The organism is Pseudomonas sp. FG98 (genome assembly GCF_057808595.1).
In genome coordinates this window covers 18,857-40,681 of sequence record NZ_JBMDIJ010000030.1, presented here as the reverse complement: position 1 = coordinate 40,681, position 21,825 = coordinate 18,857, and the positions used below count along the sequence as shown (strand labels likewise).

Annotated in this window: 21 protein-coding genes; 13 read left to right on the top strand and 8 right to left on the bottom strand. The window is 64.3% G+C overall.

Annotated features, from left to right (window positions below; all coding sequences use genetic code 11):
- Positions 1-69: 69 nt before the first annotated feature.
- From ACODSK_RS18140 to ACODSK_RS18120, 5 genes are all read left to right on the top strand, one after another.
- Entirely contained in the window at positions 70-1,335 is a 1,266-nt protein-coding gene (locus ACODSK_RS18140) for an ABC transporter substrate-binding protein (protein ID WP_489017958.1), read from the top strand.
- Between the two features lie 120 nt (positions 1,336-1,455).
- Positions 1,456-2,364, top strand: a complete 909-nt coding sequence (locus ACODSK_RS18135) for a carbohydrate ABC transporter permease (RefSeq protein ID WP_489017956.1) — start codon at positions 1,456-1,458, stop codon at positions 2,362-2,364.
- The gene (locus ACODSK_RS18130) at positions 2,357-3,190 is read left to right on the top strand and encodes a carbohydrate ABC transporter permease (RefSeq protein WP_489017954.1); all 834 of its coding nucleotides are present in this window, start codon (positions 2,357-2,359) and stop codon (positions 3,188-3,190) included. Before ACODSK_RS18135 ends, ACODSK_RS18130 begins: the two co-directional genes overlap by 8 nt.
- A gap of 3 nt (positions 3,191-3,193) precedes the next feature.
- Entirely contained in the window at positions 3,194-4,348 is a 1,155-nt protein-coding gene (locus tag ACODSK_RS18125; RefSeq protein WP_489017953.1) for an ABC transporter ATP-binding protein, read from the top strand.
- Positions 4,349-4,406: 58 nt separating this feature from the next.
- Positions 4,407-5,714, top strand: coding sequence for a carbohydrate porin (locus tag ACODSK_RS18120; RefSeq protein ID WP_489017951.1), 1,308 nt, complete (start codon positions 4,407-4,409; stop codon positions 5,712-5,714).
- A gap of 120 nt (positions 5,715-5,834) precedes the next feature.
- Here ACODSK_RS18120 and ACODSK_RS18115 read toward each other — a convergent pair whose 3' ends face one another.
- Positions 5,835-6,695 carry a MurR/RpiR family transcriptional regulator gene (locus ACODSK_RS18115; RefSeq protein WP_489017988.1) on the bottom strand — a complete coding sequence of 287 codons (861 nt, stop codon included), beginning with the start codon at positions 6,693-6,695 and terminating at the stop codon, positions 5,835-5,837.
- A 209-nt stretch (positions 6,696-6,904) separates the two neighbouring features.
- On the opposite strand from ACODSK_RS18115, the gene zwf reads away from it, so the two are divergent.
- From zwf to ACODSK_RS18100, 3 genes are read left to right on the top strand one after another with little or no spacing between them, the layout of a single operon-like run.
- Positions 6,905-8,377: a glucose-6-phosphate dehydrogenase gene (zwf, locus tag ACODSK_RS18110; RefSeq protein WP_489017949.1), complete on the top strand. Its 1,473-nt coding sequence runs from the start codon at positions 6,905-6,907 to the stop codon at positions 8,375-8,377.
- Positions 8,364-9,077: a 6-phosphogluconolactonase gene (pgl, locus tag ACODSK_RS18105; RefSeq protein WP_489017947.1), complete on the top strand. Its 714-nt coding sequence runs from the start codon at positions 8,364-8,366 to the stop codon at positions 9,075-9,077. The genes zwf and pgl overlap by 14 nt, the downstream gene beginning before the upstream one ends.
- A gap of 16 nt (positions 9,078-9,093) precedes the next feature.
- Positions 9,094-9,771 (top strand): bifunctional 4-hydroxy-2-oxoglutarate aldolase/2-dehydro-3-deoxy-phosphogluconate aldolase, encoded by a 678-nt coding sequence (locus ACODSK_RS18100; protein WP_489017946.1) that lies wholly within the window; start codon positions 9,094-9,096, stop codon positions 9,769-9,771.
- Between the two features lie 122 nt (positions 9,772-9,893).
- On the opposite strand, the gene leuA is transcribed toward ACODSK_RS18100, so the two are convergent.
- The 3 genes from leuA to xseA form a co-directional block, all read right to left on the bottom strand.
- A complete protein-coding gene (gene leuA, locus ACODSK_RS18095; protein WP_489017945.1) occupies positions 9,894-11,567 on the bottom strand; it encodes a 2-isopropylmalate synthase in 1,674 nt (557 codons plus the stop codon).
- Positions 11,568-11,891: 324 nt separating this feature from the next.
- A complete protein-coding gene (locus ACODSK_RS18090; RefSeq protein WP_489017943.1) occupies positions 11,892-12,716 on the bottom strand; it encodes a peptidoglycan DD-metalloendopeptidase family protein in 825 nt (274 codons plus the stop codon).
- A gap of 4 nt (positions 12,717-12,720) precedes the next feature.
- A complete protein-coding gene (xseA, locus tag ACODSK_RS18085) occupies positions 12,721-14,100 on the bottom strand; it encodes an exodeoxyribonuclease VII large subunit (protein WP_489017942.1) in 1,380 nt (459 codons plus the stop codon).
- A gap of 274 nt (positions 14,101-14,374) precedes the next feature.
- On the opposite strand from xseA, the gene ACODSK_RS18080 reads away from it, so the two are divergent.
- The 4 genes from ACODSK_RS18080 to ACODSK_RS18065 all read left to right on the top strand — a co-directional run bounded on the left by ACODSK_RS18080 (position 14,375) and on the right by ACODSK_RS18065 (position 16,922).
- The gene (locus tag ACODSK_RS18080) at positions 14,375-14,827 is read left to right on the top strand and encodes an HvfA family oxazolone/thioamide-modified RiPP metallophore (RefSeq protein WP_489017940.1); all 453 of its coding nucleotides are present in this window, start codon (positions 14,375-14,377) and stop codon (positions 14,825-14,827) included.
- Positions 14,828-14,891: 64 nt separating this feature from the next.
- Complete coding sequence (locus tag ACODSK_RS18075; RefSeq protein ID WP_489017939.1) at positions 14,892-15,737, top strand: HvfB family MNIO-type RiPP peptide maturase; 846 nt, start codon at positions 14,892-14,894, stop codon at positions 15,735-15,737.
- The gene (locus tag ACODSK_RS18070) at positions 15,730-16,503 is read left to right on the top strand and encodes an HvfC family RiPP maturation protein (RefSeq protein ID WP_489017938.1); all 774 of its coding nucleotides are present in this window, start codon (positions 15,730-15,732) and stop codon (positions 16,501-16,503) included. Before ACODSK_RS18075 ends, ACODSK_RS18070 begins: the two co-directional genes overlap by 8 nt.
- Positions 16,500-16,922: an organic hydroperoxide resistance protein gene (locus ACODSK_RS18065; RefSeq protein WP_489017937.1), complete on the top strand. Its 423-nt coding sequence runs from the start codon at positions 16,500-16,502 to the stop codon at positions 16,920-16,922. Before ACODSK_RS18070 ends, ACODSK_RS18065 begins: the two co-directional genes overlap by 4 nt.
- Before the next feature lie 737 nt (positions 16,923-17,659).
- On the opposite strand, the gene ACODSK_RS18060 is transcribed toward ACODSK_RS18065, so the two are convergent.
- The 4 genes from ACODSK_RS18060 to ACODSK_RS18045 all read right to left on the bottom strand — a co-directional run bounded on the left by ACODSK_RS18060 (position 17,660) and on the right by ACODSK_RS18045 (position 20,921).
- Positions 17,660-18,184: an HvfX family Cu-binding RiPP maturation protein gene (locus ACODSK_RS18060; protein WP_489017936.1), complete on the bottom strand. Its 525-nt coding sequence runs from the start codon at positions 18,182-18,184 to the stop codon at positions 17,660-17,662.
- A 149-nt stretch (positions 18,185-18,333) separates the two neighbouring features.
- On the bottom strand, positions 18,334-19,074 hold the full coding sequence (locus tag ACODSK_RS18055) for a response regulator (RefSeq protein ID WP_489017935.1): 741 nt from the start codon (positions 19,072-19,074) through the stop codon (positions 18,334-18,336).
- Positions 19,075-19,220: 146 nt separating this feature from the next.
- Positions 19,221-19,979, bottom strand: a complete 759-nt coding sequence (locus ACODSK_RS18050) for a transglutaminase-like domain-containing protein (RefSeq protein ID WP_489017934.1) — start codon at positions 19,977-19,979, stop codon at positions 19,221-19,223.
- Positions 19,980-20,030: 51 nt separating this feature from the next.
- Complete coding sequence (locus ACODSK_RS18045; RefSeq protein WP_489017933.1) at positions 20,031-20,921, bottom strand: LysR family transcriptional regulator; 891 nt, start codon at positions 20,919-20,921, stop codon at positions 20,031-20,033.
- Positions 20,922-21,036: 115 nt separating this feature from the next.
- Between ACODSK_RS18045 and ACODSK_RS18040 the strand changes: the two genes are divergently transcribed.
- Positions 21,037-21,795, top strand: a complete 759-nt coding sequence (locus ACODSK_RS18040; protein ID WP_489017986.1) for a sulfite exporter TauE/SafE family protein — start codon at positions 21,037-21,039, stop codon at positions 21,793-21,795.
- Positions 21,796-21,825 lie beyond the last annotated feature (30 nt).

The following is a 21,825-nucleotide window of genomic DNA, read 5'->3' as shown; positions in this document are numbered from 1 at the left end:
CCCTTCGTTACGTCCAGCGTCACGCGGGCTGTTTAGACTCCAGGCAAAACAACAAAAAGGCTTTCCCCGATGAATGCGCTCACCCGTATCGCTGCCGTGGTTTCCCTGGCCTCGCTGTTCCCCCTCGCTGCCCATGCCGCCGACAATCCCGGCACCGTCGATGTCCTGCACTGGTGGACCTCCGGCGGCGAAGCCAAGGCCGTGCAAACCCTCAAGCAGCAGATCCAGAAAGACGGTTTCGTGTGGAAGGACAACGCCGTCGCCGGCGGTGGTGGTGCCGCCGCCATGACCGTGCTGAAGACCCGCGCCATTTCCGGCAACCCGCCGTCCGCCGCGCAGATCAAGGGTCCGGATATCCAGGAGTGGGGCGCCCTCGGCCTGCTCACTGAACTGGACGAGGTGGCCGCCGCCAACAAATGGGACGACCTGCTGCCGAAACAGGTCGCCGACATCATGAAGTACGACGGTCACTACGTCGCCGTGCCGGTGAACATCCACCGGGTCAACTGGCTGTGGATCAACCCGCAGGTGTTCGACAAGGCCGGGGCCAAGGTGCCGACCACCCTCGACGAACTCTTCGCCGCCGCCGACAAGCTCAAGGCCGCCGGCTTCATCCCCCTGGCCCATGGCGGCCAGCCATGGCAGGACAGCACGGTGTTCGAGGACCTGGTGCTGAGCATCCTCGGGCCCAAGGGTTATCACGCGGCATTCGTCGACCTGGATGAAAAGACCCTGACCGGGGCGCAGATGACCGAAGCCTTCGCCACCCTCAAGCGCCTCGGCACCTACATGGACCCGAACCGCGCCGGGCGTGACTGGAACATCGCCGCCGCCGAGGTGATCAACGGCAAGGCCGGCATGCAGATCATGGGCGACTGGGCCAAGAGCGAATGGAGCGCCGCCGGCAAGGTGGCGGGCAAGGACTACCAGTGCGTGGCCTTCCCCGGCACCCAGGGCAGCTTCGCCTACAACATCGACTCGCTGGCGATGTTCAAGCTCAAGGACGCCAACGACATCAAGGCGCAGAACGACCTGGCCAAGGTCGCCCTGGAGCCGGAGTTCCAGACCGTGTTCAACCAGAACAAAGGCTCGCTGCCGGTGCGCCAGGACATGGACATGAGCGCCTTCGACGCCTGCACGCAAAAGTCCGCGACGGACTTCAAGGAAGCGGCCAAGGGTGACGGCCTGCAACCGAGCATGGCGCACAACATGGCCACCACCCTGGCGGTGCAGGGGGCGATCTTCGATGTGGTGACCAACTTCCTCAATGATCCCAAGGCCGAGCCGGCGACGGCGGTGAAGCAGCTCAGCGCGGCGATCAAGGCGGCCAAGTAGCTCCATCGCTGGCAAGCCAGCTCCCACAGGTCCAGCACCATTCTTGATATCTGCACAGGACCTTGTGGGAGCCGGCGTTGCCGGCGATGAGGCCCTCCCATACACCGGAGAATCCTGATCATGACCACTGCAATCGCCCAACGGCGAGCCACCCCCCTGGACGCTCTCCAGCGCTGGCTGCCGAAACTGGTCCTGGCCCCGAGCATGCTGATCGTGCTGGTAGGCTTCTACGGCTACATCCTGTGGACCTTCGTCCTGTCGTTCACCAACTCCAGCTTCATGCCCAGCTACAAGTGGGTCGGCCTGGCCCAGTACGCGCGGCTGATGGACAACGACCGCTGGTGGGTGGCGAGCAAGAACCTGCTGGTGTTCGGCGGCCTGTTCATCGCCATCAGCCTGGTGGTCGGGGTGCTGCTGGCAGTCCTGCTGGACCAGCGCATCCGTCGCGAAGGCTTTATCCGCACCATCTACCTGTACCCCATGGCGCTATCGATGATCGTCACCGGCACCGCCTGGAAATGGCTGCTCAACCCCGGTCTGGGCCTGGACAAGCTGCTGCGCGACTGGGGCTGGGAGGGCTTTCGCTTCGACTGGCTGGTGGACCCGGACCGGGTCGTCTACTGCCTGGTGATCGCCGCCGTGTGGCAGGCCTCGGGCTTTGTCATGGCGCTGTTCCTTGCCGGCCTGCGCGGGGTGGATTCGTCCATCGTGCGTGCCGCCCAGGTCGATGGCGCCAGCCTGCCGACCATCTACCTGCGCATCGTCCTGCCCAGCCTGCGCCCGGTGTTCTTCAGCGCCCTGATGATCCTCGCCCATATCGCGATCAAGAGCTTCGACCTGGTCGCGGCCATGACCGCAGGCGGGCCGGGTTACTCCTCCGACCTGCCGGCGATGTTCATGTACTCCTTCACCTTCAGCCGCGGGCAGATGGGCATGGGTTCGGCCAGCGCGATCCTGATGCTCGGCGCGATCCTGTCGATCCTGGTGCCGTACCTGTATTCGGAACTGCGAGGCAAACGTCATGACTAGAGCTTCGCTGCACCCGGCCCGCATCGCCATCTACGCGACGCTGCTGGCGGCCTGCGCGCTGTACCTGATCCCGTTGCTGGTGATGCTCCTGACCAGCTTCAAGACCCCGGAGGATATCCGCGCCGGCAACCTGCTGAGCTGGCCCGAGGTGGTCACCGGCATCGGCTGGATCAAGGCCTGGGACACGGTGGGCGGCTACTTCTGGAACTCGGTGAAGATCACCGTGCCGGCGGTGCTGATCTCGACCCTGCTCGGCGCGCTCAACGGCTACGTGCTGTCGATGTGGCGCTTCCGTGGTTCGCAGCTGTTCTTCGGCCTGCTGCTGTTCGGCTGCTTCCTGCCGTTCCAGACCGTACTGCTGCCGGCGTCCTTCACTCTCGGCAAGCTCGGCCTGGCCAGCACCACCACCGGCCTGGTGCTGGTGCATATCGTCTACGGCCTGGCCTTCACCACGCTGTTCTTCCGCAACTACTACTGCAGCGTGCCGGAGGCCCTGGTGCGGGCGGCGCGGCTGGACGGGGCGGGGTTCTTCACCATCTTCGGACGGATCCTCCTGCCGATGTCGGTGCCGATCATCATGGTCTGCCTGATCTGGCAGTTCACCCAGATCTGGAACGACTTTCTCTTCGGCGTGGTGTTCGCCAGCGGCGACGCCCAACCGATCACCGTGGCCCTGAACAACCTGGTCAACACCAGTACCGGGGTCAAGGAATACAACGTCGACATGGCCGCCGCGATGATCGCCGGCCTGCCGACCCTGCTGGTCTATGTCCTTGCGGGCAAATACTTCCTGCGCGGGCTTACGGCCGGCGCGGTCAAGGGGTGAAGCATGGCAACGCTGGAACTGCGCAACGTCAACAAGAGCTACGGCAGCGGCCTGCCGGATACCTTGAAAAACATCGAGCTGAAGATCGACTCCGGGGAATTCCTGATTCTCGTCGGGCCCTCCGGCTGCGGTAAGTCCACCCTGATGAACTGCATCGCCGGCCTGGAGCAGATCAGCGGCGGGGCGATCCTGGTGGATGACGCCGATATCAGCGGCATGAGCCCCAAGGACCGGGATATCGCCATGGTGTTCCAGTCCTACGCGCTGTACCCGACCATGAACGTGCGCGACAACATCGCCTTCGGCCTGAAGATCCGCAAGATGCCGGCGGCGGCCATCGACGAGGAGGTGGCACGGGTATCGCGGTTGTTGCAGATCGAGCATTTGCTTGGGCGCAAGCCGGGGCAGCTTTCCGGCGGCCAGCAGCAGCGCGTGGCCATGGGCCGGGCGCTGGCGCGGCGGCCGAAGATCTACCTGTTCGACGAACCGCTGTCGAACCTCGACGCCAAGCTGCGGGTGGAGATGCGCACCGAGATCAAGCTGATGCACCAGCGCCTGAAGACCACCACGGTGTACGTCACCCACGACCAGATCGAGGCCATGACCCTGGGCGACAAGGTGGCGGTGATGAAGGACGGGCTGATCCAGCAGTTCGGCACGCCGCAGCAGATCTACAACGATCCGGCCAACCTGTTCGTCGCCAGCTTCATCGGTTCGCCGCCGATGAACTTCATCCCGCTGCGCCTGCAGCGCCGCGAAGGCCGTTTGCAGGCCCTGCTCGACAGTGGCCAGGCCCGTTGCGAACTGCCGTTGGGGTTGAGTGAAGCGGGGCTGGAGGACCGCGATGTGATCCTCGGCATCCGACCGGAACAGATCAGCCTGGCGCCGACCGAAGCCAACGGCCTGCCGGGCATTCGCGCCGAAGTACAGATCACCGAGCCCACCGGTCCCGATCTGCTGGTGTTTGTCACCCTCAACCAGACCAAGGTCTGCTGCCGTCTGGCGCCGGATATCCCGGCGCGGGTCGGTGACAGCCTGACCCTGCAATTCGATCCCGCCCGGGTGCTGCTGTTCGACGCCGCCAGCGGCGAACGCCTGGGCGTGGTCGGCAGTCCGCCAGCGAGCACCGGCAAGGTGGCGCAGTTCAAGGGCCGCTAGCCGGTTCGCTCGCCGTGCACGAGTCACCATCGATAACAAGAAAACGAGGAAAGAACGGATGGAGTACTTCAAGCGCATTTCAGCTTTGACCCCGCTGGCCGTGGTGCTCGCGGTCGGCAGCAACCCGGCGCTGGCCGCCGGGGCCTTCGAGTCGTCGTCGAAATGGATGACCGGCGACTGGGGCGGCACCCGCACCGAACTATTGGAGAAGGGCTACGACTTCACCCTCGACTATGTCGGCGAGGCGGCGACCAACCTGCACGGCGGCTACAACGACGACCGCACGGCGCGCTACAGCGACCAGTTCGCCCTGGGCATGAAGCTCGACCTGCAGAAGATCCTCGGTTGGCAGGACGCCGAGTTCAAGCTGGCGATCACCGAGCGCAGCGGGCGCAACCTGTCCAACGACCGCATCAGCGACCCGCGGGCCGGGCAGTTCAGTTCGGTGCAGGAGGTCTGGGGGCGTGGCCAGACCTGGCGACTGACGCAGATGTGGATCAAGCAGAAGTACTTCGACGGCGCCCTCGACGTGAAGGTCGGGCGTTTCGGTGAGGGCGAGGATTTCAACAGCTTCCCCTGCGACTTCCAGAACCTGGCCTTCTGCGGCTCGCAGGTGGGCAACTGGGTCGGGGGCATCTGGTACAACTGGCCGGTCAGCCAATGGGCGCTGCGGGTCAAGTACAACCTTACGCCAGAGTTCTTCGCCCAGGTCGGGGTGTTCGAGCAGAATCCGTCCAACCTGGAAACCGGCAACGGCTTCAAGCTCAGCGGCAGCGGCACCAAGGGCATGATCCTGCCGGTGGAGCTGGTCTGGTCGCCCGAGGTCAACGGGCTGCCGGGTGAATACCGCCTCGGCTATTACTACAGCACCGCCAAGGCCGATGATGTCTACGACCCGAGCCAATCCCATTCGAGCAAGCATGGCTGGTGGGTGGTGGCGCAGCAGCAGGTCACCACGCACAACGGCGATGCCAATCGTGGCCTGAGCCTGTTCGCCAACTTCACCGTGCATGACAAGGACACCAACGTGGTGGACAACTACCAGCAGGTGGGGGTGGTCTACAAAGGCGCGTTCGATGGTCGGCCCAAGGACGATATCGGCTTCGGCGTGGCGCGGATCCACGTCAACGACGATGTGAAGAAGCGGGCGGAGCTGCTCAATGCCGCCAATGGTATCGACGACTACGACAACCCGGCCTTCGTGCCGATCCAGCGCAGCGAGTACAACGCCGAGCTGTACTACGGCTTCCACGTCACCGACTGGCTGACCGTGCGGCCGAACCTGCAGTACATCAAGAGCCCGGGTGGGGTGGACGAGGTGGACAATGCCCTGGTGGCGGGGATCAAGGTGCAGTCGTCGTTCTGAGATCGGCTTGTAGTAAGTTTACAAGCCTGAGGGCCTCATCGCTGGCAAGCCAGCACCCACAACACCTGTGGGAGCTGGCTTGCCAGCGATGAGGCCCTCAAGATCACTAAAGATCCCGGATCAACCCAATTCATCATCCAGCGGATACCGGCTGGCATTCAGGCTTTCCTTGATCTTCCTCAGGTGCGGCTGGAAATCCGCCCCGCGGCGCAGGGTCATGCCGGTGGCCAGTACATCCAGGACGGTGAGCTGGATGATCCGCGAGGTCATCGGCATGTAGATGTCGGTATCCTCCGGCAGCGGGATGTTCAGGCTAAGGCTGCTGGCCTTGGACAAGGGCGAGTTGGCGGCGGTCAGGGCCAAGACCGAGGCGCCGTTGTCCCGCGCCAGCTGCGCCACTTCCACCAGCTCGCGGGTGCGCCCGGTGTAGGAAATGATCACGAACAGGTCACCGGTGTGCGCCACCGAGGCCAGCATGCGTTGCATCAGCACGTCGGCATGGGCCGACACCGCCAGGTTGAAGCGGAAGAACTTGTGCTGGGCATCCAGGGCCACCGGTGCCGAGGCACCCAGGCCGAAGAAGTGAATCTGCCGGGCCTGGATCAGCATGTCCACGGCGCGGCTGATCAGTGCCGGGTCGAGCTGCTGGCAGGCGACGTCGAGCGAGGCGATGGTGCTGCCGAAGATTTTCTGGGTGTAGGCGGCCGGGTCGTCGTTGGCTTCCACCGCACGGCTGACGTAGGCGGCGCCGCTGGCCAGGCTCTGCGCCAGTTGCAGCTTGAGCTCGGGGTAGCCGCTGACGCCGAAGGAGCGGCAGAAGCGATTGACCGTCGGTTCGCTGACCTTGGCCGCCTGGGCCAGCGCGGCGATGCTGAAGCGGGTGGCTTGCTGGGGGCTTTGCAGGATGACTTCGGCGACTTTGCGCTCGGCCTTGTTCAACTCGTCGAGACGGCCCTGGATCTGTTCCAGGAGGTTTCGCACGCGATCCATTGAGGTTTCCTTGGGTTTGGGAGACAGCCTGCGGTCGGCGCGGGGCTACTGTCACGAAGGCTTATCCTACTGGTGGCATGGTTACTGCACCACTTGAATATAGCGGTCGTAGGCAATGTTGTTGTTATTACTACATTTGATCTTGATTCCCACGCTGGAAACAGGTATTTCTACTTCCACTTGGTAAAAGAACCTACATCATGTCTTCCATCAGTGTTGAGCCCTGCACCTTTGCCCTGTTCGGCGCCCTTGGCGACCTGGCGTTGCGCAAGCTGTTCCCGGCGCTCTACCAACTGGACCGCGCCGGTCTGCTGCACGAGGGCACCCGCCTGCTGGCCCTGGCCCGCGAGCCGGGTAGCGCCGATGAGCACCTGGCGTCGATCGAGGCGCACCTGCACGAGTTCGTCGCCGCCGAGGCGCTGGACAGCGACGTGCTGCGCCGCTTCCTCGGGCGCCTGAGCTACCTGCACATGGACTTTCTCGACGCTGCGGCCTACCCGGCGCTGGTCGAGCAGGTGCTGCCGCAAACCCCGCTGATCGCCTATTTCGCCACCCCGGCAGCGGTCTACGGCGGCATCTGCGAAAACCTGGCGAAGGTCGGCCTGGGCGAACGCACCCGCGTGGTGCTGGAAAAACCCATCGGGCACGATCTGGAGTCATCGCGGCGGGTCAACGACGCGGTGGCGCAGTTCTTCCCGGAAAACCGCATCTACCGCATCGACCATTACCTGGGCAAGGAGACGGTGCAGAACCTGATCGCCCTGCGCTTCGCCAACAGCCTGTTCGAAACCCAGTGGAACCAGACCTCGATTTCCCATGTGGAAATCACCGTTGCCGAGAAGGTCGGCATCGAGGGGCGCTGGGGCTATTTCGATAAGGCCGGGCAGCTGCGCGACATGATCCAGAACCATCTGCTGCAACTGCTCTGCCTGATCGCCATGGACCCGCCCAGCGACCTCTCCGCCGACAGCATCCGCGACGAGAAGGTCAAGGTGCTCAAGGCCCTGGCGCCGATCACCGGCGAAGGCCTGGGCACCCGCGTGGTGCGCGGCCAGTACATCGCCGGGCACAGCGATGGCCGGGCGCTGCCGGGTTACCTGGAAGAGGACAACGCCAACACCCACAGCGACACCGAGACCTTCGTCGCCCTGCGCGCCGATATCCGCAACTGGCGCTGGGCCGGGGTGCCGTTCTACCTGCGCACGGGCAAGCGCATGCCGCAGAAGCTGTCGCAGATCGTTATCCACTTCAAGGAACCGCAGCACTATATCTTTGCTGCGGAACAGCGTTTGCAGATCGGCAACAAGCTGATCATCCGCCTGCAGCCGGACGAGGGTATCTCGCTGCGGGTGATGACCAAGGAGCAGGGCCTGGACAAGGGCATGCAACTGCGCAGCAGCCCGCTGCAACTGAATTTCTCCGATGGCACCTTTCGCAGCGCACGGATTCCCGATGCCTACGAGCGGCTGCTGCTGGAGGTGATGCGTGGCAACCAGAACCTGTTTGTGCGCAAGGATGAAATCGAATACGCGTGGAAATGGTGCGACCAGTTGATCGCCGGCTGGAAACAGTCCGGCGAGACACCGAAACCCTATGCCGCTGGCACCTGGGGGCCGGTGGCGGCGGTGGCACTGATTACCCGTGATGGGAGGTCGTGGTATGGCGATATCTGAAATGCAGTGGCCGGCGACGGTCACCGCGCATGCACTGAAGAATGCCGAGCAACTGGCCCGGCGCCTGGCCGGAGACGTTGCCGAGCGCCTGCGCGCGGCGATCGCCGGGCAGGGCGGGGCGACCCTGGTGGTCTCCGGCGGGCGCAGCCCGGTGGCGTTTTTCCAGGCGCTGGCGCAAGAGTCCCTGGACTGGTCGAAAGTGACTGTCAGCCTGGCTGACGAGCGCTGGGTGCCGGTCGAGCATGGCGACAGCAACGAGGCCCTGGTGCGCCGTCATCTGCTTCAGGGCGCGGCGGCCAAGGCGCGTTTCCTTGGCCTCTATCGCAACGCCGCCAGCCTTGACGCTGCTGCATTGGCCGCCGACCAGGCCCTGGCCGAACTGCCGCCGATCGACGTGCTGGTGCTGGGCATGGGCGACGATGGCCATACCGCCTCGCTGTTCCCCGACAGCCCCAATCTCGCCGAGGGATTGCGTGCGGAGGGCGAGCGGCGGGTATTGCCGATGCTGGCACCGGCTGTACCGCATCAGCGCCTGAGCCTGACCCGACGCCTGCTGGCCACGGCGGCGTTTACCGCGTTATCCGTGCAAGGCGAGGGCAAACTCGCTACCCTGCGCGCCGCGCTGGCGGGCAACGAGCCGGCGCAGATGCCGATTCGCGCCTTTCTTCACGACCCTTTGAGCATCTACTGGTGCCCATGAGCCAAGGACCCCTGTCATGACCACGCTCGAACGCCCAACGCCATTGCTGACCATGGCCGAAAAAATCGCCCGGATCGACGCGATCTGCGGCCAGGCGCGCATCCTGCCGGTGATCACCATCGCCCGTGAGGCCGATATCCTGCCCCTGGCCGATGCCCTGGCTGCCGGTGGCATCCGCACCCTGGAAGTGACCCTGCGCTCCGAGCACGGCCTCAAGGCCATCAAGGTCCTGCGCGAGCAGCGTCCGGAGCTGTGCATCGGCGCCGGCACGGTGCTGGACCGCGCGCAGTTCGATGCGGTGGAAGCAGCGGGGGCGCAGTTCGTGGTCACCCCGGGCGTGACCCAGGAAATTCTCCAGGCTGGCGTCGAGAGCGATATCCCGCTGCTGCCGGGCATCAGCACACCGTCGGAAATCATGATGGGCTACGCCCTCGGCTACCGGCGCTTCAAGCTGTTCCCGGCGGAAATCAGCGGCGGCATCGCCGCGATCAAGGCCTATGCCGGTCCGTTCTCCGACGTGCGCTTCTGCCCTACGGGTGGAGTCAGGCCGGACAACCTGAAGAGCTACATGAACATGCCCAACGTCATGTGCGTGGGCGGTACCTGGATGCTCGACAGCGGCTGGATCAAGAACGGCGACTGGGCCGCCGTGGAGAAATGCAGCGCCGAGGCGATCGCGCTGCTGGACGAATAACCATCAAGTTGTGTGCTTTACGGCTGTTCGGGGCGCTTGGTCGGCGCCCTTTTTTTTGCACAAATAAAAAAGCCCGCCTCCGAGAGGCGGGCTTTTTCATCTGGCGGACAGCGCGACGAAACTTACGCTGCCTTTGCCGATTGCTGGCTCAGGGAGCGGTTCAGCGCACTGAACAGCGCCTTGAAGCTGGCGGTGGTGATGTTTTCATCGATGCCCACGCCGTGTACCGGACGACCGCCGGCAACCCGCAGTTCGATGTAGGCCGCGGCCTTGGCATTGGTGCCGGCGCCGATGGCGTGCTCGTTGTAGTCCATGATTTCCACGGCAACCGGCAAGCCGGCCACCAGGGCTTCCAGGGCGCCGTTGCCCTTGCCGCGCCAGTGCAGGGTGGTCTCGCCTTCGCCGGAAACTTCCACTTCCACGGCGCTGTGGCCGTTTTCTTCCTGCAGGCGGTGGCTGACCAGCGCGTACGGCGAGTTGGCTTGCAGGTACTCGCGTTGCAGCAGTTTGTAGATCTGCTGCGCAGTCATTTCCAGGCCGAGACGGTCGGTTTCACCCTGGACCACCTGGCTGAACTCGATCTGCATGCGACGCGGCAGGCTGATGCCGTATTCCTGTTCCAGCAGGTAGGTGATACCGCCCTTGCCGGACTGGCTGTTGACGCGGATCACCGCCTCGTAGCTGCGGCCGATGTCGGCCGGGTCGATCGGCAGGTACGGCACTTCCCACAAGGTGTCTTCCTTCTGCTGGGCGAAGCCCTTGCGGATGGCATCCTGGTGCGAGCCGGAGAATGCGGTGTGGACCAGGTCGCCGACATACGGGTGACGTGGGTGCACTGGCAGCTGGTTGCACTCTTCGACCACCTTGCGCACGCCGTCGATGTCGGAGAAGTCCAGCTCAGGGTCGATGCCCTGGGTGTAGAGGTTCAGGGCCAGGGTCACCAGGTCGACGTTGCCGGTACGCTCGCCGTTACCGAACAGGCAGCCTTCGGCACGGTCGGCGCCGGCCATCAGGCCCAGTTCGGTGGCAGCGATGCCGGTGCCGCGGTCGTTGTGGCAGTGCAGGCTGATGATCACGCTGTCACGGCGGTTGACGTTGCGGCAGAACCATTCGATCTGGTCGGCGTAGACGTTCGGCGTCGACACTTCGACGGTAGCCGGCAGGTTGAGGATGATCTTGTGTTCCGGGGTCGGGTTCCACACCTCGATCACCGCGTCGCAGACTTCCTTGGCGAATTCCATTTCAGTGGCGCTGAAGGTCTCCGGCGAGTACTGGAAGGTCCACTGGGTTTCCGGCTGCTGGGCGGCGTATTTGACGAACAGCTTGGCGGCGTTCACTGCGATGTCCTTCACGCCTTGCTTGTCCTGGTTGAAGACGATGCGGCGGAACGACGGGCTGGTGGCGTTGTACAGGTGGACGATGGCCTTCTTCGCGCCGCGCAGGGACTCGAAGGTGCGCGAGATCAGGTCTTCGCGGGCCTGGGTCAGGACCTGGATGGTGGTGTCGTCAGGAATGTGGCCGTCTTCGATCAGGGTACGGACGAAGTCGAAGTCGGTCTGCGAGGCGGACGGGAACGAGGCTTCGATTTCCTTCACGCCCACGCTGACCAGGGTCTTCCAGAAGCGCAGTTTCTTTTCCGAGTCCATCGGCTCGATCAGCGACTGGTTGCCGTCGCGCAGGTCGGAGCTGCACCAGATCGGCGCCTGGGTGATGGTCTTCGACGGCCAGGTGCGGTCAGGCAGGTCGATGGTCGGGAAGGCGCGGTATTTCTTCGAAGGGTCTTTGAGCATGGACATGAGAGCAATCCTTTAATGCGGCCTGGAACTGGCCTGCCGAAACAAGAAAAAATTTGGAATGGGCGAGGCGACGCGATTCAGCTTGGTAGTCGTGCACTGACCAGGCAAAGGCTGCGGTGTTGGCGGAGGCGGATAAGCATTTCAAAGGTTTTCATGCCCTCAACCCTAACCAGTGAGGTGAAAGATGGCAAGCACCTCGAAAAAATTGATAGAAATGTGCGGAATCCGGTTTTTATCGGCATTTAATCGCGCCCTGCAATGAAAAAGACCGCGTCGGTTGCGCGGTCTTTTTGATTGGCGCAACAGCGCCGTCTGGCTTGTCGCTCAGGGCTGGAAGGCACCGATGAAAATCGCCGGGTCGACCCGCGCGTCGTTGAGGCTGACATTCCAGTGCATGTGCGGGCCGGTGGCGCGTCCGGTCGAGCCGACCTTGCCCACCACCATCCCGCGGGTCAGCACCTGGCCTGGCTTCACATCGATCTTCGACAGGTGACAGAACATGCTGATAAAGCCCTGCCCATGATCGACGAACACCGTGTTGCCGTTGAAGAAGTAGCTGCCGGTGAGGATTACCTTGCCATTGGCCGGGGTCTTCACCGGGGTGCCGGCAGGCACGGCGAAGTCCAGGCCGGAATGCGGGTTGCGCTCCTCGCCGTTGAAGAAACGGCGCACGCCGAAGCGGCTCGACAGCGGGCCGTTGACCGGCTTGTCGAGGATCAGGTTGCTCGGCGTGCCGGCGCTGAAGCTGCGGTAGGCCTTGATCTGCTCGGCCAGCTCGGCATCGATGCGCTTGAGGTCGGCCGGATTCGGATTGACCTGGCGCTGGTTCTTCAGGGTGATGTGCTGTTCCTGGTACTTCTTGCTGCCGACCGTGAAGCTCAGGCTGCGGTTGCCCTGGGTGATGCTGGCGCTGCCGGGTTTCTGGGTCAGGGGGATGCCGACGATGGCCAGCCAGTTGTTCTGCTCCTTGACCACCAGCACCGGCTTGCCATCGAAACGCGCGGTCAGGGGCTGGGCCGACGGGCCGAGGTCGATCACCGCGACGCCGCCGGGCACCGGCTTGTTCAGCTGGCGGGTGATGTAGCTGGCCTGGGCGCTGCTGGCGAAGGTCAGGCACAGCAGGAGAAGTGCGGAAAACAGTCGTGGCATGGGTTCAGTCCAGAAGGGAAAGCGTGACCGGAGTCTGGTGATTGTCCTCGACCCGCACCAGCAACTCGCCTTCGCCGAGGCGGGCCTTCAGGCGCTGGCCGTTCTGCGTCTGCGCGGCACTGCGAATGGCCTGGCCGCGCTCGTCGAGAAGGATGCTGTAGCCACGCCCCAGGGTGGCCAGCGGGCTGACCACTTCGAGCATCTGCACCTGGGCCTGCAGCTGCTGGCGGCGGTCCTTGAGCTGGTCGCGCATGGCTTTCGGCAGGCGCTCGGCGAGGTTGTCCAGGCGCTGCTTGAGCAGGGCCAGGGTGCGCCCGGGATGCTGCGCGGCGAGGCGGGTATCGAGGCGGGCCAGGCGTTCGCGACGCTGGTTGAGGCGCTGCTCGAAGGCGCGGCGCAGGCGCATGTCCAGGTCATCGAGACGCTGGGCCTGCTGGCGCAGGCGCTCGCCGGGATGACGCAGGCGCCGGGCCAGGCCGTCGAGGCGCAGGCGGTCATGCACCAGGCGGTTCTGCATGCGCAGCAGCAGGCGTCGTTGCAGGTTTTCCAGGCGCCGTTGCAGATCGCTGCTGTCCGGTGCCAGCAGTTCGGCGGCGGCGGAGGGCGTCGGGGCGCGTACGTCGGCGACGAAATCGCTGATGGACACATCGGTCTCATGCCCGATGGCGCTGACGATCGGGGTTACGCAGGCAGCAATGGCACGGGCCACGGCTTCTTCGTTGAAGCACCAGAGGTCTTCCAGCGAGCCGCCGCCGCGGGCCAGGATCAGCGCGTCGAAGCCCTGGGCGTCGGCCTTCTGGATAGCCCGGACGATCTGCCCGATGGCTTCGCGGCCCTGCACGGCAGTGGGCACCAGGTTCAGTTCGACCTGCGGCGCCCGGCGGCGGAATACGCTGATGATGTCGCGGATCACCGCGCCGGTGGGCGAGCTGATGATGCCGATGCGTTGCGGATGGGCGGGCAGCGGGCGCTTGCGCTCGGCGGCGAACAGGCCCTCGGCGGCGAGCTTTTCCTTCAGTGCCTCGAAGGCCAGGCGCAGGGCGCCGTCACCGGCCGGTTCGACGGTATCGAGGATCAACTGGTAGTCGCCACGGCCCTCGAACAGCGAAACCTTGCCGCGCACCTTGACCGCCAGCCCGTCGCGCAGGGCCTGGCGGACCCGGGCGGCGTTGTTGCGGAACAACGCGCAGCGCACCTGGGCACCGCTGTCCTTCAGGGTGAAATAGACGTGGCCGGAGGCAGGGCGGGCGAGGTTGGATATCTCGCCCTCGACCCAGATGCTGCTGAAGACATCTTCCAGCAGCACGCGGGCGCGGCCGTTGAGTTGGCTGACGGTGAGCACTTCACGGTCGAGGCCGAGGCGTTCGAAAGGGTCTCTGATCATGGGGCGGCACTATAAAGGATCGGGGGGACGGGTGTCACAAGGTGGAATCAACGCGGTTACACCGAGCGCGCTGCCGGATGTATCCCTCTGTATCTGGCGGCATGCCTTCCGGACTCCCTTACAAATGCTTCCTCCGCCGGATACGTCCGGGATACACGCCGCAGGCCAAATGACCCAGCCCGAACGACAAGGCCTGCTGGCCCCGTTTGCTGGCTCATCCGCCCTTGAGGCATGACCCGGCGCGCGAATGCGCCCCAGTATCTGGAGAAGCATCATGACCCGTACCTCGAAAACCCAACTGGGCCTTCTGGCTGCCGTGCTGGTCGGCGGCCTGAACCTGGCCTCCGCTTTTGCTGCCGAGGCGTTGCCGCAAGGCTACCAACTGGCCTCCGCCGAAAAGGCCGGCGAAGGCAAATGCGGTGAAGGCAAATGCGGGGCCAGCGGCGCTCAGGTCAAAGCCAGCGGCGCCGAGGGCAAGTGCGGTGAAGGCAAGTGCGGCGACGCCTCCTTCAACCGTACCGACGCCGACCACGACGGCCGGGTTTCCCGTGCCGAACTGCTGGCCGTGGCGCCCAAGGCCAACGCCGAGTTCGATGCCATCGATGCCAACCATGACGGTTATCTCTCCGAAGGCGAGGTCTACCAGTTCCGCAAGAACCAGTTCGACGCCAACGGCAAACCGTTCCCGTCCGATCTCTACAGCAAGCTGAGCCAGGCCAGGAACTGAGTCGCACCGGCAACCTCCCCGGGCCACTGGCCGGGGAGGGCATTTCATCCCGCAGGAGACCGCCATGACCCTTCCCGCATCCCTGCAAGGCGCCGGTCTCGGCCTGCGCCGTGCGTTGCTGCCCGACCTGCTGAGCATGGCCGACGACGCGGTGGACTTTCTCGAAGTCGCACCGGACAACTGGATCGGCGTCGGCGGTGCATATGGTCGAGACCTGGCCCGCCTGGCCGAACGCTTCCCGCTGTCCTGTCACGGCCTGTCGTTGTCCCTCGGCGGCCCGGAGCCGCTGGATCACGCGTTCCTGTGCCGCATTGGCGAATTCCTCGACCTCTATCAGGTGCCGCTGTTCAGCGAACACCTGAGCTACTGCTCTGACGAAGGCCATCTGTACGACCTGATTCCCATGCCCTTTACCGACGAAGCGGTGCGCCATATCGCCGGACGCATCCGCGAAGTGCAGGACGTCCTTGGCCGGCGCATTGCCGTGGAAAACATCTCCTACTACGCCGCGCCCTACCAGGCGCTGAGCGAGATCGACTTCCTCCGCGCGGTACTCGATGAGGCCGACTGCGACCTGTTGCTGGACATCAACAATCTCTACGTCAACGCGCACAACCATGGCTACGACGCTGCCGGCTTTCTCGCCCGTGTGCCGGCCAGGCGGGTTGCCTGCCTGCATGTGGCGGGTCATTACGACCACGCGCCAGACCTGAAGATCGATACCCACGGTGCCAGCGTGAGACCCGATGTCTGGGACTTGCTGGCCAGCGCCTACCAGCACCTGGGCAATCTGCCGACCCTGCTGGAACGTGATTTCAACCTGCCGCCGCTGGCCGAACTGCTCGACGAAGTGGCCTGCATCCGCGAGTTGCAGCATGCGGCGTATGCGCGGGAGGTGCGCCATGGCTGAGACCCTGCGTGAACAGCAACTGCGCATGACCCGTTTCATTCGCGACCCGCAGGCCAACGCAGCGCCACCCGGCATCGAAGAGCGGCGCCTGGCGGTGTATCGGCAACTGTTCCTGGGCAACCTGCAGTCGCTGCTGGCCGGCAACTTCCCGGTGCTGCGCGCCAGCTTGCCGGACGAGCAATGGCAGTCGCTCACCGAGGGTTTCTACGCCCGTTATCGGTGTCACACACCACTGTTCACTGAAGTCGCCGGCGAGTTCGTCGACTACCTGGACACCTGCTCCGGGCAGCCTGGCTGGGTGGTGGAACTGGCTCATTACGAATGGATCGAGACCGCGCTGCTGCTCAGTGACGAGGTCGAGCCGGCCCATGATGCGGACGGCGACCTGCTTGACGGTGTGCCGCTGCTCTCCAGTCTTGCCGCACCACTGGCCTATGTCTGGCCGGTGAGTCAGATCGGTCCAGGCCACATCCCGCAGGAGAAGCCCCTTGCACCCACGTTGCTGCTGGTCCGCCGTGGCGCCGACCTGAAGGTGCACTTTTCGCGCCTTGCCCCTTTGGCCCATGCCCTGTTGGTATCGCTGCAGCAGAGCCAGCTCACGGGCCGTGAACACCTCAAGGCGCTGGCGCACATCGCCGGCCTCGAACTGGCTGCCATCGAAACGCCGGGCCTCGCCCTGCTGCGCAGCCTCAAGGAGCAAGGCGCGGTGCTCGGCACCCGCCCAACTGCAACAACCGTCCTCGTCCGTGAAGGAGAAACAGCATGAGCAACGCCCTGACAACCATCCTCTACACCGCCAAGACCCACACCACCGGCGGCCGCGACGGGCGCGGCCAGACCCTCGACGGCGAGCTGGACCTGGCGCTGAGCCCGCCCGGCTCCGGCCGTCCCGGCAGCAATCCCGAGCAGTTGTTTGCCATCGGCTGGTCCGCCTGTTTCATCGGCGCCCTGCGTCGGGCCGGGCAGAAATACAACGTCCGGCTGCCGGAAGGCGTGGCGGTGGATGCCGATGTGTCCCTGGGCAACACCGCTGACGGCGGCTTCGCCCTGGCTGCCCGGCTGACCGTGCAGTTGCCCGGATTGTCGGCGGAGGACAAGGAGAAACTGGTGGCGGAAGCGCACCAGATCTGCCCGTACTCCAAGGCGACCCGGGGCAATATCGAGGTGGGGTTTGTGATTCCGTGATTGCGCTTTTGACTGCCAGGCCCGTGCATCTCTTTTAAGGTGTGCGGGCCTTTTGCCGGTACCCGGATTTTCGGATGATCCTGGACGCTGAAAGCCCGCACTTATCCGTTTGCTATGCCGGTGCTGCCGGCCCCTTTCGCCTCTACGGCGAGTCCATTTTGTCTTGGCAAAATGGACGAAAACCGCTCGCTCCCACATCAGGCCCTACGCTGAGCTTCGGGTCCCCTCCTTCCGGCGCCTTTCGCGGCCATCGCGGCCTGACAAGGTCGCACCTTGTGGTGTCTGAACTGGCGCGCAAGAAGAGCAAAAGCCAGAGCAAGAGCAGGAGTAAAAGCTCCTGCTTTGGCTTTGACCTGTTGGCGCAGTCTTTGATTTCGAAGATGCGCCCGTGCAGGCGCCACCCGTAACTCGCGACGTCAGGAGGCCGAGCGGAGGTGTCTGGAAGGGGCAGGTGCGCAGCACCCTTCGGCGTTAGCCGAAGGAGCGAGATGTAGACTTGCGCAGCAAGTCGTAGGCCGCTCGGCCCCTGTAAGGCACCGGAGGGAGGGGACCCGTAGCGAAGCGTAGGGCCGGATGCAGGAGCAGGCGGTTTTGCCTACTTTTTCCAAGAAAAAAGTAGGCCGCCGTAAAGGCGGAAGGGGCCGCCAGCGGCGCCGCCTTGAACGGATAAGCTCGCCGCACCAGCACCAGCACAAAGTAAAAAGAACGCGTAGATACCCATGTCGCAAAGCAGGTAATCAGACCGAACGAACGCTGCTCGCGAACCGACGAACCAAGGCATCCACACTAAGCCCCCCAGATCCTTTCAGCAGTAGCGGCACCAACGCCACCAGGTAGATCAGGGGCAACTTGTAGTTGCCAAAGCCATGGTCGGTGATGCTGTAGCCCCGGGCCAGCTCCGCCAGGCCCGACCACTGTGTCGGCCAGTGCACGGCGGCGATGGCGACGAGGGTCACGACGATCAGCGCGGCCGAGGCGAAGCGCGTTGCCAGGCCCAGGAGCAGCAGCACCGGCGCGATCAGTTCAGCCCACATCGACACCTGCCAGTCGAAGCCGGCGGAGAAGTGGTTGAACGGGAAAGGGAAGTTGGCGTGGATCTGTTCGAACCAGTTGTCGCCGTGCCATTTCTCCAGACCCGATTCCAGGAACTCCCAGGCCAGGAACAGCCGCAGGGGAATGTCCCAGCTCCAGGCAGCGAGGCGATCGAGTGGTTCGAAAACGGACTTTGGCGACTTCGAAGTGATTTCAACGGGACGGTTCATGGCAAGGCTCCGGGGTATGAACGCGACGTGCGGAATGCCGCCGCGATTCGTGGAGCCATGGTGTCAACCGGGTTTATCCGTGATGTGTCCGGCAATGGCCGTGATGTATCGCTTTGTACAAGGCTGTCGGGCGCCGGCTCGGCGCGCCTTCAGGTATGGGGCTCCAGCAGTTCGACGGCGAGGGCGAAGACGTAGCCTTCGCTGCGTACTGTCTTGATATAGGCCGGCTCACGGGCGTCATCAAGGAGGCGCTGGCGCAGGCGGCTGACCAGCAGGTCGACGGAACGATCGAAGATGTCCGCCTCGCGGCCCTGGGTCAGGTTCAGCAACTGCTCGCGGCTGAGCACGCGCTGCGGGTGATCGACGAATACGCGCAGCAGGCGGTACTCGGCGCCGCTCAAGGCGACCAGGGTGCCGTCTTCGTCAAGCAGGTGGCGGGCAGTGGTGTCCAGTTTCCAGCGACCGAAGCCGATCAGGCGGCTGGCTTCGCTGACCTGCAGGTTCGGCGGCAGCATGCGGGTGCGGCGCAGCACGGCATTGATCCGCGCCAGCAGCTCACGGGCGGAGAAGGGCTTGCTGAGATAGTCGTCGGCGCCCATTTCCAGGCCGACGATGCGATCGGTCTCGTCGTTGCGCGCGGTGAGCATCAGCACCGGGGTGGCCTTGTGCTTGCCCACGCGCAGCTCACGGCACAGCTTCAGACCGTCGTCGCCGGGCATCATGACGTCCAGCACGATCAGGTCCACCGTATTGCCGTCGAGGAAGGCGCGCATCTGCCGGCCATCCGCCGCCAGGCTCACGCGCAGGCCGTTCTTCTTCAGGTAATTGCCGACCAGCTCGCGGATCTCGCGGTCGTCATCGACGATGAGTACGTGATCGACATGGTCCATGCCGGTTCCTCGTTTGGGGTGGATGGGACGCAGTGTATAGCGCTTGCCCGCGGTTGCCTTGTGGCCTTTGTATTCCACTGTATCTCGTGCCTGGGGGCTGGCTACGTTCGTGGAGGTCAGCCTGGTGTCTTGAAATCTGTCGTGGGCTACTGCCGGTGACCACAGGCGCGATTGCCGCCAGAGTCCAGCACGCCCTCGCGGATGCGCCGTACGTTGTCGTTGAGCACCTTGTAGAAGAAGTTGTGGTACAGCCAGCCCTTCAGTCCGTTCAGGTTGGTCTTGTGCTCGCGGTAGAAATCGTCCGGCGAGTCATACAGGCCGAATTCCCGGGCGATGCCTTCGTGCTGGATATAGGTATCGCGGCCGGTCCACTGCACCGCCGGCTCGGCCAGGGAAGGTGTCGCCACGCCATAGCCGAAGAAAGCGTGTCGGCAGTTGCTGAATCTGTTCTGCAACGCGCGTAGGTACTGCTGGTCGAGAATCACCCCTTCGAGCACCACCCACTGCCCGTCCAGGCTGACTTCGACCCAGGTGTGCAGGATCTCCCGTGGTGCCATGAAGTAGACGAAGGCGGTCATCGCGCCCTTTTGCAGGTGCTTGTCGATGGTGAAGGCGCGCAGTCGGCAGGGGATGCCCAGGGCGCGCAGCAGGGCCATGAGCAGGTTCGACTTGGTGTTGCAGTGGCCCAGGCCTTCGTCGAGGATCGCCGAGGCCGACAGGCTGTCGGCACCGGCGTTGTAGCCGAACAGGATCTCGTCGCGGCAGAACTCGTAGACGGCCCGCGCCGCCTGTTCCGCCGGCAACTGGCGCCAGCCGCGGCTGTCGATGAGTCGGGTGATCGCCGGGGCGTCGAAATCGAGTATCCCAGTGCGTTGCAGATAGTCCTGGTCCTGTTGGGTGCGCATGGCAAAGCCTCCGTGTTTTTGCCTAGGGTGGACCCTGTAGTTACTTCAAGGTCAAGACTGGCTCTCGTGCATCTGTTCGAGGAACTGCCGGACCAGAGGCCCGGCATCGCGCCGGTAGGCGATGGCGACGGTGCTGACGCACCCCGGATCGGCCAGAGGAATGAAGCGCAACGCCGCCGGGGCAATGTCCTGCATGCAGCGCGGCAGCAGGGCGATACCGAAGCCGGCCTGGATCAGTTGCAACTGGGTGGTCTTGCGCGACACCACCCGCGCCGGGCGGGGGAAGAAGCCGGCGGCCATGCACAGTTCTGCCGACAGGTAGCTCAGGCCGCCGCGCTGGCGATGGGGAATGGAGATGAAGGCCTCGTCGCGCAGGTCGGCCAGTTGCACGCTGTCCCGCTGCGCCAGTGGATGGTTTTCGGCCACTGCCAGTAGCAGCGGCTCGGCCAGTAGTGGCTCGACGCACAGGCCCTCATGCTGGCGCAGTACCGGTAGACGCAGCAGGCCGATATCCAGACGCCCCTCGGCCAGCTCCTCGAGTTGGCCTTCGGAGGAAAGCTGGGCTATCTCCATGGAGACCCCAGCGTTGTCGTGCAGATAGCCACTGACCCTTTGCAACAGGGTACCGGTCAGTGGGACGGTGCTGGAATGGCTCAATCGCAGGCTACCGCGCAGGCCCTGGCCGACGGCGCGAGCCAGGTCGGCGGCTTTGTCCAGCTCCTGCAACAGGCTGCGTGCCCGCGGCAGGAAGGCGCTGCCGGCGGCAGTCAGGCGCGGCAGACGGGCGGTACGTTCGAACAGCGCCGTGTCCAGTTGCTGTTCCAGTTCACGGATCTGCCGGCTCAGGGCCGACTGGGCGATATACAGGCGTTCGGCGGCGGCACTGAAGCTGCCGCTCTCGGCGATTTCGACGAAGTAGCGCAACTGGCGGGTAGAGATCATGAGCTATGCCGTTTCGAGATGGCTGATGGCGATATTGCATATTAGTCGGCATGACTGCCCGCTGGGTAAGGTGCGCTGAAACTCTCTTCAAGGTGCTCTGCGGATGCTCTCGACCCTGTTCGCCCAATTGCCGTTATCCCTGCTCGACTGGTTGCCGATCCTGCTCGGCGTGGCCGCAGCCTACATAGTGTTCGGCATCGCCGGTTTCGGCACAGCACTGGTGGCCGGGCCGATCCTGATCAACTTCATGCCGTTGTCGCGGATCATCCCACTGCTGGTGCTGCTCGACTTCGTCGCCGCCTTCGGCAACTGGCTGCCGGCGCGCAAGGCGGTGAACAGGGGCGAGTTGCTGCGCCTGCTGCCGTTCATGGCCCTGGGGTGCACCCTTGGCGTGGTGTTCCTGCTCAACCTGCATGCCGATGTGTTGATGCTGCTGATGGGCCTGTTCGTGACCGCCTATGCGCTGTACAGCCTGGCGGTGAAGGTCAAGCCGGCGAATCTGGCTCCGGCGTGGTCGGTGCCGGCGGGGACGGTGGGCGGGCTGTTCGGTGCGCTGTTCGGCAGCGGTGGCTTTCTATATGCGCTGTACCTCAATGCGCGGCTGGACTCTACCGAGCAGGCGCGGGCGACCCAGAGCGCCTTGATCAGCTGCAGCACCGTGGTGCGCCTGAGCCTGTTCCTGATCGCCGGGGTGTATGCCGACATGCCGCTGTTGCTGCTGGCGGTGTGCCTGTTGCCGATGATGCTGCTCGGCCTGCGTATCGGCCGGCGCCTGACCCTGAACATGTCTCGCGAGGTCTTCGTGCGGTTGGTCACCTGGCTGGTGCTGGCCAGTGGCGTGGCGCTGATCGGGCGTTACCTGAGCCAGGCATGAGTCACCAACCTGTTATTTCTGTCAGGTTCC

Excerpts from the sequence above, each read along its gene's own strand:
- ACODSK_RS18140 (WP_489017958.1), top strand. The coding sequence starts at position 70 with ATGAATGCGCTCACCCGTATCGCTGCCGTGGTTTCCCTGGCCTCGCTG.
- ACODSK_RS18135 (WP_489017956.1), top strand. The coding sequence starts at position 1,456 with ATGACCACTGCAATCGCCCAACGGCGAGCCACCCCCCTGGACGCTCTC.
- ACODSK_RS18130 (WP_489017954.1), top strand. The coding sequence starts at position 2,357 with ATGACTAGAGCTTCGCTGCACCCGGCCCGCATCGCCATCTACGCGACG.
- ACODSK_RS18125 (WP_489017953.1), top strand. The coding sequence starts at position 3,194 with ATGGCAACGCTGGAACTGCGCAACGTCAACAAGAGCTACGGCAGCGGC.
- ACODSK_RS18120 (WP_489017951.1), top strand. The coding sequence starts at position 4,407 with ATGGAGTACTTCAAGCGCATTTCAGCTTTGACCCCGCTGGCCGTGGTG.
- zwf (WP_489017949.1), top strand. The coding sequence starts at position 6,905 with ATGTCTTCCATCAGTGTTGAGCCCTGCACCTTTGCCCTGTTCGGCGCC.
- pgl (WP_489017947.1), top strand. The coding sequence starts at position 8,364 with ATGGCGATATCTGAAATGCAGTGGCCGGCGACGGTCACCGCGCATGCA.
- ACODSK_RS18100 (WP_489017946.1), top strand. The coding sequence starts at position 9,094 with ATGACCACGCTCGAACGCCCAACGCCATTGCTGACCATGGCCGAAAAA.
- leuA (WP_489017945.1), bottom strand. The coding sequence starts at position 11,567 with ATGTCCATGCTCAAAGACCCTTCGAAGAAATACCGCGCCTTCCCGACC.
- ACODSK_RS18090 (WP_489017943.1), bottom strand. The coding sequence starts at position 12,716 with ATGCCACGACTGTTTTCCGCACTTCTCCTGCTGTGCCTGACCTTCGCC.
- xseA (WP_489017942.1), bottom strand. The coding sequence starts at position 14,100 with ATGATCAGAGACCCTTTCGAACGCCTCGGCCTCGACCGTGAAGTGCTC.
- ACODSK_RS18080 (WP_489017940.1), top strand. The coding sequence starts at position 14,375 with ATGACCCGTACCTCGAAAACCCAACTGGGCCTTCTGGCTGCCGTGCTG.
- ACODSK_RS18075 (WP_489017939.1), top strand. The coding sequence starts at position 14,892 with ATGACCCTTCCCGCATCCCTGCAAGGCGCCGGTCTCGGCCTGCGCCGT.
- ACODSK_RS18070 (WP_489017938.1), top strand. The coding sequence starts at position 15,730 with ATGGCTGAGACCCTGCGTGAACAGCAACTGCGCATGACCCGTTTCATT.
- ACODSK_RS18065 (WP_489017937.1), top strand. The coding sequence starts at position 16,500 with ATGAGCAACGCCCTGACAACCATCCTCTACACCGCCAAGACCCACACC.
- ACODSK_RS18060 (WP_489017936.1), bottom strand. The coding sequence starts at position 18,184 with ATGAACCGTCCCGTTGAAATCACTTCGAAGTCGCCAAAGTCCGTTTTC.
- ACODSK_RS18055 (WP_489017935.1), bottom strand. The coding sequence starts at position 19,074 with ATGGACCATGTCGATCACGTACTCATCGTCGATGACGACCGCGAGATC.
- ACODSK_RS18050 (WP_489017934.1), bottom strand. The coding sequence starts at position 19,979 with ATGCGCACCCAACAGGACCAGGACTATCTGCAACGCACTGGGATACTC.
- ACODSK_RS18045 (WP_489017933.1), bottom strand. The coding sequence starts at position 20,921 with ATGATCTCTACCCGCCAGTTGCGCTACTTCGTCGAAATCGCCGAGAGC.